Annotated in this window: 14 protein-coding genes (1 of these 14 cut by a window edge); 9 read left to right on the top strand and 5 right to left on the bottom strand. The window is 58.1% G+C overall.

All coding sequences use genetic code 11. The features are described 5' to 3' along the window. Positions 1-54: 54 nt before the first annotated feature. From AB4N44_RS12695 to AB4N44_RS12680, 4 genes are all read right to left on the bottom strand, one after another. Complete coding sequence (locus AB4N44_RS12695; protein WP_127929794.1) at positions 55-849, bottom strand: Crp/Fnr family transcriptional regulator; 795 nt, start codon at positions 847-849, stop codon at positions 55-57. Positions 850-865: 16 nt separating this feature from the next. After that, the gene (locus AB4N44_RS12690) at positions 866-1,138 is read right to left on the bottom strand and encodes a TfoX/Sxy family protein (protein ID WP_003228231.1); all 273 of its coding nucleotides are present in this window, start codon (positions 1,136-1,138) and stop codon (positions 866-868) included. Positions 1,139-1,404: 266 nt separating this feature from the next. Continuing rightward, positions 1,405-1,749: a pentapeptide repeat-containing protein gene (locus AB4N44_RS12685; protein ID WP_127929793.1), complete on the bottom strand. Its 345-nt coding sequence runs from the start codon at positions 1,747-1,749 to the stop codon at positions 1,405-1,407. Between the two features lie 90 nt (positions 1,750-1,839). Continuing rightward, the gene (locus AB4N44_RS12680; RefSeq protein ID WP_095121812.1) at positions 1,840-3,396 is read right to left on the bottom strand and encodes a bifunctional aminoglycoside phosphotransferase/ATP-binding protein; all 1,557 of its coding nucleotides are present in this window, start codon (positions 3,394-3,396) and stop codon (positions 1,840-1,842) included. Between the two features lie 118 nt (positions 3,397-3,514). Here AB4N44_RS12680 and mrcB point away from each other — a divergent pair, with 118 nt between their 5' ends. From mrcB to AB4N44_RS12665, 3 genes are read left to right on the top strand one after another with little or no spacing between them, the layout of a single operon-like run. Beyond that, on the top strand, positions 3,515-5,839 hold the full coding sequence (mrcB, locus tag AB4N44_RS12675; RefSeq protein ID WP_127929792.1) for a penicillin-binding protein 1B: 2,325 nt from the start codon (positions 3,515-3,517) through the stop codon (positions 5,837-5,839). Between the two features lie 16 nt (positions 5,840-5,855). Continuing rightward, positions 5,856-6,605, top strand: coding sequence for a tetratricopeptide repeat protein (locus tag AB4N44_RS12670; RefSeq protein WP_127929791.1), 750 nt, complete (start codon positions 5,856-5,858; stop codon positions 6,603-6,605). Continuing rightward, complete coding sequence (locus AB4N44_RS12665) at positions 6,605-6,940, top strand: YqcC family protein (RefSeq protein WP_127929790.1); 336 nt, start codon at positions 6,605-6,607, stop codon at positions 6,938-6,940. Before AB4N44_RS12670 ends, AB4N44_RS12665 begins: the two co-directional genes overlap by 1 nt. A gap of 108 nt (positions 6,941-7,048) precedes the next feature. On the opposite strand, the gene AB4N44_RS12660 is transcribed toward AB4N44_RS12665, so the two are convergent. Continuing rightward, positions 7,049-7,465, bottom strand: coding sequence for a DUF4124 domain-containing protein (locus AB4N44_RS12660; protein ID WP_127929789.1), 417 nt, complete (start codon positions 7,463-7,465; stop codon positions 7,049-7,051). Between the two features lie 399 nt (positions 7,466-7,864). On the opposite strand from AB4N44_RS12660, the gene AB4N44_RS12655 reads away from it, so the two are divergent. The 6 genes from AB4N44_RS12655 to msrQ form a co-directional block, all read left to right on the top strand. Next, on the top strand, positions 7,865-9,589 hold the full coding sequence (locus tag AB4N44_RS12655) for an acetolactate synthase 3 large subunit (protein WP_093434972.1): 1,725 nt from the start codon (positions 7,865-7,867) through the stop codon (positions 9,587-9,589). Between the two features lie 2 nt (positions 9,590-9,591). Continuing rightward, positions 9,592-10,083 (top strand): acetolactate synthase small subunit, encoded by a 492-nt coding sequence (gene ilvN, locus AB4N44_RS12650; RefSeq protein WP_003176102.1) that lies wholly within the window; start codon positions 9,592-9,594, stop codon positions 10,081-10,083. 48 nt (positions 10,084-10,131) lie between these two features. Beyond that, a complete protein-coding gene (gene ilvC / locus AB4N44_RS12645; RefSeq protein WP_007909969.1) occupies positions 10,132-11,148 on the top strand; it encodes a ketol-acid reductoisomerase in 1,017 nt (338 codons plus the stop codon). Positions 11,149-11,295: 147 nt separating this feature from the next. Next, positions 11,296-12,153, top strand: a complete 858-nt coding sequence (pssA, locus tag AB4N44_RS12640; RefSeq protein WP_016983477.1) for a CDP-diacylglycerol--serine O-phosphatidyltransferase — start codon at positions 11,296-11,298, stop codon at positions 12,151-12,153. Positions 12,154-12,217: 64 nt separating this feature from the next. Continuing rightward, positions 12,218-13,231 carry a protein-methionine-sulfoxide reductase catalytic subunit MsrP gene (msrP, locus tag AB4N44_RS12635; protein ID WP_460108772.1) on the top strand — a complete coding sequence of 338 codons (1,014 nt, stop codon included), beginning with the start codon at positions 12,218-12,220 and terminating at the stop codon, positions 13,229-13,231. Further along, positions 13,231-13,824, top strand: partial view of a protein-methionine-sulfoxide reductase heme-binding subunit MsrQ gene (msrQ, locus tag AB4N44_RS12630; protein WP_460108773.1) — the 5' portion only. Its footprint extends 30 nt past the window's final position; only the first 594 of its 624 coding nucleotides appear in the window; it begins with the start codon at positions 13,231-13,233; the stop codon falls past the right edge of the window. The genes msrP and msrQ overlap by 1 nt, the downstream gene beginning before the upstream one ends.

Genomic DNA, 13,824 nt, shown 5'->3' with positions numbered 1-13,824 from the left:
CTTTGAATTAGACTTGGAAATGGCCGCAATGGCTCGAAAACAAGGGGCGTGGCCTTAGCTTTTGTTTGCGCTCAATTGGGTGACTTGCTTGTTCAGTTGGCCGATTCGTCGGGCCATGCTCTCGATCAGGCTGTGTGCGATCTTTGGATTGGTGCGGGTCATGCTCAAGAATTGCTCACCGGGAATCAGCATCACCGTACTTGGCTCCCGGGCAATGACCGTGGCATTGCGCAGCTCGCCGGTAAACACGGCCATGGCCCCGAAAATCTCGTCCTTGGCCACGTCTCCCACCTTAAGTCCGTCCACAAACGCCTCGGCATGCCCATCGATGATCACAAACACATGGTCAGCAGCGTCACCCTGGTTGATCAGTGTTTCCCCCGCCTCAACCCGTTTAAAACCGTTGGTACTGCGAAACTCTCGCGGCTTCAGTTCCGCGACAGCATGGGCAAGGATCGCCACTTGCCCCAGCAGATACTCGAGAAACTGTTCTGCCCGACGAGAGTCAGCAAATAAATGCTGGAAGACTTCCGGACGTCGATAGGGCGTCAAACGTAACGTGCCCTCACTGCATAAGCGGCAATCCGTCCAGTCGTCTCCCTGCTGAAGGCCGATCACATCGCCCTCCTGCCAATAAAACAGTGGCCGGGTTCCGATGCAGCCATTGATCACACCGTCATTGAGCAGAAACAACTGATCAGCGGGTAACTGCGGTATCAGATCGTCCGTCGCTTCAAGTTGCAGAACCGGCCCGCAAGGCAACAGATCGCGCAGCCACAGCGCGGGCAAGCTCTGCAAACGGTTGATCAAGGCATCGACGTGAGCCGATTGTTCCCCCAGTAAATACATGACGGTCTATGCCCGTTCAGTTCTTGTGGCGCGAGGAGATGGCTTCAAGCTGTTTGTTCAGGGCGTCCTTGCGTTCGGCGGGGATGTCGTTCCAGTGCACATCCATCAGCGCGCCTTCGATCGCATACAACAACACCTTCGATGCGCGAAACCCGCGGGTACGCACGGCCCGGTAGGCGTCCACCGCGCCCAGGCGACGCAAGTCGGAGGCGCTGTGGATGCCCACGGCATGCAGCCATTGCGCCGACGTCTTGCCAAGATTCTTCAGGTGTTGCAGTTCATCATTCATCAAGCCTCCTTGCGACGGCCGAATGGTGCGTGGGCGAGCTTCTCAGGAGTGTAGCCATCAGTAGGAAAAGCGTGGTTGTTTGGTCGGATTCAACGCAAACGCTTCTAAGAAAAGGGCTGCGAACGCAGAAAGGAGGGGGAAACACACATATCAATGTAGGAGTGAGCCTGCTCGCGATAGCGGACTGCCAGGCACAAATGTGTTGAATGTTAAACCGCTATCGCGAGCAGGCTCACTCCTACAGGGGCAGGCGCTAGATGGTTATATCAGCGGGTGCGATAACGCAACCGCGTACCGAAATTCATCGACATCAGAATCTCGTCGGCACTCAGCTCCGGCGGGAAGTACGCCCCGGAAATCTGCGCATGGGCCAGGCTTGCACCTTCCAGCGATGCGTTACGGAAATCGATGCCGCGCAAATCGGCGGATCGGAAGTACGCGTCCCGGAAATCCACGCCATCGGCATTCAGTTCACGCAGATCGAGACCACGGAAATCGCCACCGACCATATCGATCGGGCCGTCCTGTGCACGCTCCTTGTTGAAGCCTGTGATGTCGTCTTTGTGCAGCAAGGCATACAGCGGGGTGTCGAGAAGTTTCGGCTGGCTCATGTCATATCACCGTTGGTTTTATGACGCCAGTATAGTGCCACTATTTGACGGCCGTGAAGCAAGCGAGGGCTTCACGGCCGAAATAGTTTCTTACAGGCCCGGCAAGCGCTGACGGATCTGCGCGACCACGGTGTCCAGGGTTCCGGATTCATTGGTCTGCACGCGTTTGCTGCGCAGAATTTCTTCTGGTGTCAGCGCTTCGCGGTTGGCCTGCTGCGCTTCGATCACGGCCAGTGTGGCGTCGGACGGATCCTGTTTGTCCGCCTGACGAATCGCCAGCCAGCTCTCGATCACCGCTTGCGGCGCGTTGCAGTCGAGGATCAGGAACGGCGTGCCGGTGGCTTCGGCGATCTTCGCCGCGTTGTCGCGTTGTTCGCGTTTGAGGTAAGTCGCGTCGATCACCACCGGGAAACCGGCGTGCAGGATCACTTCCGCGATCTCATGCAGACGCGCATAAGTGGCGGCGCTGGCGTCGGCGCTGTAAATGCCGGCCTGCACATCATTGGCAACAGTCTGCTCACCGAACAGACGCTTGCGTTCTACGTCCGAACGCAGACGAATCGCGCCCAGCGCTTCGACCAGGCGCATGGCCACGTGGCTCTTGCCGACAGCGGAAACGCCGTGAGTGATCGCCATGAAACGCGAAGGAATGGTGCTGTAGCTTTCGGCCAGGTTGGCGTAGTTGCGGTATTGGCGCAGGGTGGTGGCGCGCTGCACCGGGGACGCGTCCGCCGGCATGCTGAACAGTGCAACCTTGGCGCGAACCAGTGCGCGGTAGGCTTTATAGAAGTTCAGCACTTCCAGACCTTGATAATCGCCGGTCTGCTCCAGGTATTGGCTGATGAAGCGGCGAGCCAGGGATTTCAGGCCACGGTCTTCCAGGTCCATCGCGAGGAAACCGGTATCGGCCCAGACGTCGGTGAAGCGGAACGGTTCGTTGAACTCGATGCAGTCGAAGATCACCACTTTGCCGTCAATGACCGTGGCGTTGCCCAGGTGGATATCGCCGTGGCACTCACGGGTGAAACCTTCGGCCTTGCGTTGCGCGAACAGTGGCTTGAGACGCTCGAAGCTGCTTTCGGCCCAGGCTTTCAGTGCATCGAGTTGCAGCAGATCGTTTTTGTCGCTGAGGAACGGCAGGATCTGCTCGAAGTTTTGCGAGACCGGCGCCATCACACTGTCCGGGGTGCCTGCGTCGTGTTCGGCGGGGACTTTTGGCGCCGTGAGGTGGAAGTGAGCGATCTGCTGCGCCATCTCGTCGATGTGCTGGGTGGTCAGCTCGCCGTTGGCTTGCAGGGTGCTGAGCAAACCGGTCTGCGGAAACTGGCGCATTTTCAGCACATATTCGATGGCCGGGCCGTCGCCGCCCAGTTGCGGTGCTTCAACGCTGCCAGTTACCGGCAACACTTCCAGATACAAATCATCAGTCAGGCGCTGGTTCAGACGCAGCTCTTCAGCGCAGAAATGTGCGCGTGATTCGAGGCCGGTGAAGTCGAGGAAGCCGAAGTTAACCGGTTTTTTCACTTTATAAGCGAAGGGACCGGTGAGGATCACCCACGAGATATGCGTTTCGATGACCTGAAACCCTTCGACAGGGTGCGGGTAGAGGGCCGGGTTTTGCAGGGCAGCGATCAGTGACTGGCTCACGGGCGATCCTTCAGAGACTGGGGGAAATTCGAGGTCGCCATTATGGCCGCTCGCCAGCCTGACGCAAACCTCGGAGCGCTCCTGTTGAGTATGAATAAAGTGCGTATAATCCGCCGCCATGACTCGAACTCGATCCCCCCGTACCAAGAAAAAACCACCCTCCAAGGGCCTCAGCCCATGGTTGAGCTGGGCCATTAAACTCAGTCTGGTCGGCCTTGTGGTGCTGGCCGGCTTCGCCGTTTACCTCGATGCCGTGGTGCAGGAGAAGTTCTCCGGCAAGCGCTGGACCATCCCGGCCAAGGTTTACGCGCGGCCGCTCGAGCTGTTCGTCGGACAAAAGCTCAGCAAGGACGACTTCCTTACCGAACTCGATGCCCTCGGCTATCGCCGCGAAGCCGTGAGCAATGGCCCCGGCGCCGCAGCCGTCAGTGGCAATACGGTCGATCTGAATACCCGTGGCTTCCAGTTCTATGAAGGCCTGGAAAAACCGCAGCCGGTGCGCGTGCGTTTCTCTGGTGATTACGTCGCTGAGCTGTCGGCGACCAACGGGTCGAAGCTGTCCGTGGTGCGCCTTGAACCGCTGATGATCGGCGGCATTTATCCGAAAAATCTCGAAGACCGCATTCTGATCAAACTCGATCAGGTGCCGCCGTATCTGCTCGAAACCCTGATCGCTGTCGAAGACCGCGACTTTTATAGCCACTGGGGCGTGTCGCCGAAGTCGATTGCCCGCGCAGTCTGGGTTAATACCTCTGGCGGCAAGATGACGCAGGGCGGCAGTACGCTGACCCAGCAGTTGGTGAAAAACTTCTACCTGACCAACGAACGCAGCCTGAGCCGCAAGCTCACCGAAGCGATGATGGCGATGCTGCTGGAACTGCATTACGACAAAAAGGAAATCCTTGAGGCCTACCTCAATGAAGTCTTTGTCGGCCAGGACGGTCAACGTGCGGTGCACGGCTTCGGTCTGGCCAGCCAGTTCTTCTTTGGCCAGCCATTGTCCGAGCTGAAGCTGCATCAGGTGGCGATGCTGGTCGGCATGGTCAAAGGTCCGTCCTACTACAACCCGCGTCGCAATCCTGAGCGCGCGCTGGAGCGGCGTAACCTGGTGCTCGATGTGCTTGAGCAGCAAGGCGTGGCGACGGCCGAACAGGTCGAAGCGGCGAAGAAAATGCCACTGGGTGTGACCACGCGCGGCAAGCTCGCCGACAGCTCGTTCCCCGGCTTCATCGATCTGGTCAAGCGCCAGTTGCGTGAAGACTACCGCGACGAAGACTTGACCGAAGAAGGCCTGCGCATCTTCACCAGCTTCGACCCGATCCTGCAGATGAAAGCCGAGGCGTCGGTCAACGACACCTTTAAGCGTCTGTCCGGGCGTAAAGGCTCCGATGATGTCGAAGCGGCGATGGTCGTGACCAATCCGGAAACCGGTGAAGTCCAGGCGATGATCGGCAGCCGTCAGGCCAGTTATGCCGGTTTCAACCGCGCACTGGACGCGGTGCGGCCGATCGGTTCGTTGATCAAACCGGCGGTTTATCTGACCGCGCTGGAAAAACCGAGCCAGTACACACTGACCAGTTGGCTGTCCGACGATCCGTTGTCGGTCAAAGGCGCGAACGGTCAGGTGTGGAAACCGCAGAACTATGACCGCCGCTCCCACGGTACCGTGTTCCTCTATCAAGGCCTGGCGCATTCCTACAACCTGTCGACCTCGCGTCTGGGTCTGGAAGTCGGCGTGCCTAACGTGCTCAAGACCTTGGGTCGTCTGGGCGTGACGCGTGAGTTCCCGGCATTCCCGTCGATGTTGCTGGGCGCCGGTGGCATGACCCCGATCGAAGTCGCGACCATGTACCAGACGCTGGCCAACGGTGGTTTCAATACGCCGATGCGCGGGATTCGCAGCGTGCTGACCGCTGAGGGCGAACCGCTCAAGCGTTATCCTTTCCAGATCGAACAGCGTTTCGATCCGGCGTCCATCTATCTGATCCAGAACGCCATGCAGCGCGTGATGCGTGAAGGTACCGGCAGCTCGGTTTATAACGTGCTGCCCAAGACTCTGACACTGGCCGGCAAAACCGGTACCAGTAACGATTCCCGTGACAGCTGGTTCGCCGGTTTCAGTCAGGACTTGCTGGCAGTGGTCTGGCTGGGCCGCGATGACAATGGCAAGACGCCGTTCACCGGTGCCACTGGTGCGCTGCAGGTCTGGACCAGTTTCATGCGCAAGGCCGATCCGCTGCCGCTGGACATGCCGCAACCGGACAACGTCGTGCAGGCATGGGTCGATTCGCGTACCGGGCAGGGCTCCGATGCCAACTGCCCGGGGGCGGTACAGATGCCGTATATTCGCGGCAGCGAACCGCCACCCGGCGCTGCCTGTGCAAGCGAAACGCCTGCTTCCGGCGAGTCGGTGATGGATTGGGTCAAGGGCTGGATGAATTAAGCAAAGAGGGTTTCAAGTGAACAAGTGGTTGATTCCAGCGGTGACCGCCGTGGCTTTGCTCAGCGGCTGCTCTACCGTACAGCGTGGTTCGATTCCGGTGGTCGATTCCGGTACTGCGGTGTCCAACAGCGAGCGCATTTCGGCCAATGGCGGTTTCCGTCAAACAACCGTAAAGCGTCCTGCGCAAGCGCAAACTCAAGCGATTCCGCAAGGCGATACCGGCGTGGTGGTCATGGTGCCGGGTGGCGGCGCAACAACGTCCGCGCCGATCAGCTCTTCGCCGATCGTGCCGGGCCCTGCATCCGGTGGTATCACGGCGGGCCCGTACAACCCTTCAGCGGTTGACTCGGCGCCGGTCAACACGGGCAGCTACAGCATGCCATCCACGCCAAGCGGGATTCCTTCCGCCAGCAGTGGTGGCGGCTTGTCGGCCGATGAGCAACTTGACGGCCCGGTTCTCGCTTTGCTGACCACCGCGCAACAGCAGCAGGCCGGCGGCGACCTCAACGGTGCGTCTTCCAGCCTTGAACGTGCACAGCGCGTTGCGCCGCGTGAGCCGCAAGTGCTTTATCGCCTGGCGCAGGTGCGCATGGCTCAAGGTGATGCGCCGCAAGCCGAGCAGTTTGCCCGCCGCGCGCTGACCATGGCCAACGGTCGCCCGGACCTGCAAGCCAACCTGTGGGAAATCATTGCCCAGTCCCGTGAGAAACAAGGCGACTCGGCCGGTGCTGCTCTGGCCCGTCAGAAGGCCAAGGTTTCACTGTGATGGATGCTCGTTTCCCGAAAATCGCCGATCAGCTATTGCTGATCGAGCGTGAACTGCGCACTCAGGGTTGGTGGGACGAAGTTTCGCCGTCGGCCGAAGCGTTGAGCAGTGTCGAGCCGTTTTCGGTCGATACGCTGGACTTCGAGCAATGGCTGCAATGGATCTTCCTGCCTCGCATGAAGATGATCCTCGAGCAGGATCTGCCGTTGCCGAATGCCTCGGGGATTCAGGAAATGGCTGAAATGGTCTTCGCCCAGCGCAACCTGGGTGGCAAGGATCGTCGGTTGCAGGTGCTGCTCAAAGAGTTTGACCTGCTGATCACTGCCTCGCGCTGAGCCAGACTGACACCGGATAGGTAGGAGCTGCCGCAGGCTGCGATCTTTTGATCTTGTTTTTGAAAGCAAAATCAAGAGATCGCAGCCTGCGGCAGCTCCTACAGGTGTCTATTCACAATTCTGCGCGATTTGCTTCTGCGCCTCGACAATGCGCTCCTGCCGCTGCGCATCATTCAGCCTCCGCAACTGTCCCTCCACTTCCTCCCTCAATCGTGGATTGTTCTGCAATTGCGCCAGATTCGTGCGTGCTTGCTCGCAAAACTGCTTGAGCTGTGCCTGTTGGTCGGCGACCTGTTTCTTCACCTTGTCATCAATCGCCTTCTGATCACCAAGCACGCCACTGCCCGGCATTGCCGCCGGTTTCGGCGGAGGCGAGGAGGGCGTCTGCATTGTCGTCGATGGCTGACCCTGCGGCGGCTGCGCATCAAAGTGCGTGACGCCTTGAGCATCGACCCATTTATAGATTTGAGCGGCCATGCACCACGGGCTGAGGCCGATCAGCAGAGTAAGGAGGAGCGTTCGCATGCTGATTCCTTGGCAAAAATGCGCAATTGACACTAACAGAGTAGCGGTTTTCAGGTTTTTTCTTGCGTTCTCATGTGCTTACCCACAATTAACCACATAGACGACTTGACTTGGAGAGGGCGAAACAGAAGAATCCAAAGTCCGCTGTAGAGGGACTGCCAGAAGCAGACCCACTCGGTAGATCATGAGGCGCACATCCGCGCCGACCTGTTACACCCGCAACGCGTTACCTCGCGCTGGGTGGGAAAGGCCCGCAACACTTGGGACGATCCCAATACTTGCTCAGTCAGTGCTGACGTAGTCGGCGACCACCGTCGCTCATGCTCTGCCGAGAAGTAAACCTATTAAGACCCGCCCCTTTTTTGTGGACGGTATTCTGGCGTTTTAGAGGTGAACAACGTGGAGCTTTTATCTGGCGGTGAGATGCTCGTCCGCTTTTTGCGTGACGAAGGCGTCAAATATATCTACGGGTACCCGGGTGGTGCTCTCCTGCATGTTTACGATGCCCTGTTCAAAGAACCGGAAGTGACTCACATTCTGGTTCGTCACGAACAAGCCGCAACCCATATGGCTGACGGTTATGCCCGTGCCACCGGTAAAGCCGGCGTGGTATTGGTGACGTCCGGTCCTGGCGCCACAAACGCCATTACCGGTATCGCGACCGCCTATATGGACTCGATTCCAATGGTGATCATTTCCGGTCAGGTGCCAAGCACTATGGTCGGCACCGACGCGTTCCAGGAAACCGACATGATCGGTATCTCCCGGCCGATCGTGAAGCACAGCTTCATGATCAAGCACGCTTCGGAAATCCCGGAAGTCATGAAGAAGGCCTTCTACCTGGCGCAATCCGGTCGTCCGGGCCCGGTCGTGGTCGATATCCCGAAAGACATGACCAACCCGGCCGAGAAGTTCGAATACATCTTCCCGAAGAAAGCCAAGCTGCGTTCCTACAGCCCGGCCGTTCGCGGTCACTCCGGGCAAATCCGCAAGGCAGCAGAAATGCTCCTGGCGGCCAAGCGTCCGGTCATGTACTCCGGTGGCGGCGTGATTCTCGGCAACGGTTCCGCACCGCTGACCGAACTGGCGAAAATGCTTAACCTGCCCGTGACCAACACCTTGATGGGCCTGGGTGGTTTCCCGGGGACTGATCGTCAGTTCATCGGCATGCTCGGCATGCACGGCAGCTACACCGCCAATCTGGCGATGCACCACGCTGACGTGATCCTCGCGGTCGGCGCGCGTTTCGACGATCGCGTGATCAACGGCGCGGCGAAGTTCTGCCCGAACGCCAAGATCATCCACATCGACATCGACCCGGCTTCGATTTCCAAGACCATCAAGGCCGACGTGCCAATCGTGGGTCCGGTCGAGAGCGTCCTGACCGAAATGGTCGCGATCCTCAAGGAAATCGGCGAGACCCCGAACAAGGAGTCCGTGGCCAGTTGGTGGAAGCAGGTGGATGAATGGCGCGGTGATCGCGGCCTGTTCCCTTATGAAAAGGGCGACGGCAGCCTGATCAAGCCGCAGACCGTGATCGAAACCCTTTGCGAAGTGACCAAGGGCGATGCCTTTATCACCTCCGACGTGGGTCAGCATCAGATGTTCGCTGCGCAGTACTACACATTCAACAAGCCGAATCGCTGGATCAACTCCGGCGGTCTGGGCACCATGGGCTTCGGTTTCCCGGCGGCCATGGGCATCAAGTTGAGCTTCCCGGATGACGACGTTGCCTGCGTCACCGGCGAAGGCAGTATCCAGATGAACATCCAGGAACTGTCGACCTGCCTGCAGTATGGCTTGCCAGTCAAAATCGTCATCCTGAACAACGGTGTTCTGGGGATGGTGCGTCAGTGGCAGGACATGAGCTACGGCAGCCGTCACTCGCACTCCTACATGGAATCGCTGCCTGACTTCGTCAAGCTGGCTGAAGCCTACGGCCACGTCGGCGTACGCATCACCGAATCGAAAGATTTGAAGTCGAAGATGGCAGAAGCGTTCGCCATGAAGGATCGCCTGGTCGTGATCGATATTTCGGTCGACACCAGCGAGCACGTCTATCCGATGCAGATCAAAGACGGCTCGATGCGCGATATGTGGCTGAGCAAGACGGAGCGTACTTAATCATGCGGCACATTATTTCCTTGCTTCTGGAAAACGAACCCGGCGCTTTGTCTCGCGTAGTCGGCCTGTTCTCGCAGCGCAACTACAACATCGAAAGCCTGACCGTGGCCCCGACCGAAGACCCGACCCTGTCGCGTCTGACGCTGACCACTGTGGGCCACGATGAAGTCATCGAGCAGATCACCAAAAACCTGAACAAGCTGATCGAAGTGGTCAAGCTGGTGGACCTGTCGGAAAGCGCTCACATCGAGCGCGAGCTGATGCTGGTCAAGGTCAAGGCCACTGGCGCCCAGCGCGCCGAGATCAAACGCACCACCGATATTTACCGTGGACAGATCGTCGATGTCAGTGCCAGCGTGTATACCGTTCAATTGACCGGTACCAGCGACAAGCTCGACAGCTTCATTCAGTCCATCGGCACCGCATCGATTCTGGAAACCGTCCGTAGCGGCGTGACCGGCATTGCCCGCGGCGACAAAGTACTCAGCATCTAAACCAAATTAGCGAATGGCCTGAACGGCCTGGATATAAAGGGGAAATTCATGAAAGTTTTCTACGATAAAGACTGCGACCTGTCGATCATCCAGGGCAAGAAAGTTGCCATCATCGGTTACGGTTCCCAGGGCCACGCCCAAGCGTGCAACCTGAAAGACTCCGGTGTCGACGTTACCGTTGGTCTGCGTAAAGGTTCGGCCACCGTTGCCAAAGCTGAAGCTCACGGCCTGAAAGTGACCGACGTTGCTTCCGCTGTTGCGGCTGCCGACCTGGTCATGATCCTGACCCCGGACGAGTTCCAGTCCTCCCTGTACAAAAACGAAATCGAGCCGAACATCAAGAAAGGCGCCACCCTGGCCTTCTCCCACGGCTTCGCGATCCATTACAACCAGGTTGTTCCGCGTGCCGACCTCGACGTGATCATGATCGCGCCGAAAGCTCCGGGTCACACCGTACGTTCCGAGTTCGTGAAGGGTGGCGGTATCCCTGACCTGATCGCGATCTACCAGGACGCCTCGGGCAACGCCAAAAACGTTGCACTGTCCTACGCGGCAGGTGTTGGTGGCGGTCGTACCGGCATCATCGAAACCACTTTCAAGGACGAGACCGAAACCGACCTGTTCGGCGAACAAGCCGTACTGTGCGGCGGTACCGTTGAACTGGTAAAAGCCGGTTTCGAAACCCTGGTTGAAGCTGGCTACGCGCCGGAAATGGCCTACTTCGAGTGCCTGCACGAACTGAAGCTGATCGTTGACCTCATGTACGAAGGCGGTATCGCCAACATGAACTACTCGATCTCCAACAACGCCGAATACGGCGAGTACGTGACTGGCCCGGAAGTGATCAACGCCGAGTCCCGTCAGGCCATGCGCAACGCCCTGAAACGTATTCAGGATGGCGAATACGCCAAAATGTTCATCAGCGAAGGCGCAACCGGCTACCCTTCGATGACCGCCAAGCGTCGTAACAACGCCGCTCACGGTATCGAAGTCATCGGCGAGCAACTGCGCTCCATGATGCCGTGGATCGGTGCCAACAAGATCGTCGACAAAGCCAAAAACTAAGTCGTCCTTCTTGTACGGAAAACGCGGCCTCGGCCGCGTTTTTTCGTTTGAGCGTGTGGTTCTGGTATAAAGCTGCAGCGTTTGTGGCCGAACTGTCGTCCTCAAGCACCTGTCGAAATTTCTCCAAACCGTTGCAAGGTAATGTCCATGAGCGAACGTCCCGAAGAGCCGAACAAGGCTTCTGACGCCGAAAGCCTGCTGCCCATCGATGAACACATCGAAGAAGGGCACGACGCAGAAGGTCGTAAAGTCCGGCATCGTGGTATCTATCTGCTGCCGAATCTGTTCACCACTGCGAACCTGTTCGCAGGGTTTTATTCCATCATCAACTCCATGAGCGCTCAGGCTGCTCTAAGCGCTGGCGACTCAGCCAATGCGAGCAAGTATTTCGCGTTCGCCGCGATCGCGATATTCGTCGCCATGGTGCTCGACGGCCTCGACGGTCGCGTGGCGCGCATGACCAATACGCAAAGTGCCTTCGGCGCCGAGTACGACTCGCTGTCGGACATGGTCGCTTTCGGCGTTGCACCGGCGTTGCTGGCATTCGGTTGGGCGCTGGGTGACATGGGCAAGGTCGGCTGGATGGTCGCCTTCATTTATGTTGCGGGCGCGGCGTTGCGTCTGGCGCGCTTCAATACTCAGGTGGGTACGGCTGACAAGCGCTACTTCATCGGTCTGGCCAGTCCGGCGGCTGCCGGTGTGGTTGCAGGTATTGTCTGGGCGTTCAGCGATTACGGCATTCAAGGTTCGAAGATGTCGTTCCTGGTCGCACTGATGGTTGCGGCGGCCGGCATGCTGATGGTCAGTAATATCAAGTACAACAGCTTTAAGGAGCTGGATCTGAAAGGTCGCGTGCCGTTCGTGGCGATCCTTGCGGTGGTGCTGGTGTTCGCCGTGGTCTTCAGCGATCCACCGCGCATTCTGCTGCTGGTGTTCCTCGCCTACGCCGCTTCTGGCCCGGTGCAGTACCTGTTGCATCTTCGTCGGCACAAAAAAGCCGAGTGATGTAATTTCCCGCATACTCCGCAGTCTATGGGTGCATCAGTCCTCCAAAGCCTGCGGAGTTGCCATGTTGATCAAAGTCCCCAAAGCGTCCGACTGCCACGAGTCGGATGTCACGCCTGAAGCCATTTATCTCTCTCGCCGCCAATTGTTGGGGGCCACTGCTGCCGGTATCGCCGTCAGCAGCCTGCCGCGTTGGGCCAATGCCGACGATGCGGCGCGGTATGCCGATGTCGAGCCGGGCAAGGCACCTGCATGGTTTAACGACAAGCTGTCCTCTACTAAATGGGGAGCGGTCAACGTTAAGGATGAGGCGATCACGCCTTATAAAGACGCCACCCATTACAACAACTTCTATGAGTTCGGAACCGACAAGGGTGATCCGGCAGCTAATGCCGGCTCACTGAAAACCGAACCATGGAGCGTAGTGATCGACGGGGAGGTGGGTAAGCCAGGGCGCTATGCGCTGGAAGACTTCATGAAGCCTTACCAGTTGGAGGAGCGTATCTATCGTTTGCGCTGTGTCGAGGCGTGGTCGATGGTTATTCCGTGGATTGGCTTTCCGATCTCGGCGCTGCTCAAGCAGGTCGAGCCAACGTCCAAAGCCAAATACATACGCTTTGAAACCTTGCAGGATCCCAAAACCATGCCTGGCCAGCGTTCTGGTTTTGCCTTGATCGATTGGCCTTATGTAGAAGGTCTGCGACTGGATGAGGCGATGAATCCCTTGGCGATTCTGGCGGTAGGCATGTATGGCCGTGAGTTGCCGAACCAGAATGGCGCGCCGCTGCGTTTGGTGGTGCCGTGGAAGTATGGCTTCAAGAGCGTCAAATCCATCGTGCGTATCAGTCTGGTCAGCGAGCAGCCGAAGACGACCTGGCAGAGCATTGCGGCAGATGAGTACGGCTTCTATGCAAATGTGAACCCGACAGTTGATCACCCGCGCTGGACGCAGGCGCGCGAGCGGCGTCTGCCGAACAGTCTGTTCAAGCCAAATGTGCGGGATACGCAAATGTTCAACGGCTACTCGGATGAAGTCGCTTCTTTATATACAGGGATCGATCTGCGGAAGAACTACTGATGCGATTTCCGTTATGGCGTATAGGCGTTTTCATTGCGGCGGCTATCTGGCCGATGCTGTGGTTTTATCAGGCTCTCGAGGATTCGCTTGGACCTGATCCTGGCAAGGTGTTGGTGGATCGGTTGGGGCTGGGAACATTGGTGCTGCTGCTGATCACCTTGAGCATGACGCCTATGCAGAAGCTCACCGGCTGGGCGGGGTGGATTGCTGTACGCCGGCAATTGGGGCTTTGGTGTTTTGCCTATGTGGTTTTGCACCTGTGCAGCTATATGGCATTTATTCTGGGTTTCGATTGGTCGCAGCTGGCAGTCGAGTTGCGTAAGCGGCCCTACATAATAGTGGGGGCGTTGGGTTTCCTGGGTCTGTTGGCGTTGGCGGTGACGTCCAATCGCTACAGTCAACGTCGTTTGGGTTCGCGCTGGAAGAAGTTGCATCGGTTGGTGTACGTGATTCTGGGTCTGGGTTTGCTGCATATGCTGTGGATCGTGCGTGCTGATCTCGAGGAGTGGGCGATCTATGCCTTTATAGGTGTAGTGCTTCTGGTGCTGCGCATTCCGCCAGTGATGCGGCGGATCCCGCGTTTGCTGGCTAAA

Source organism: Pseudomonas sp. S3_C06, from assembly GCF_054667675.1.
This window is presented reverse-complemented; position numbering and strand designations above follow the sequence as displayed.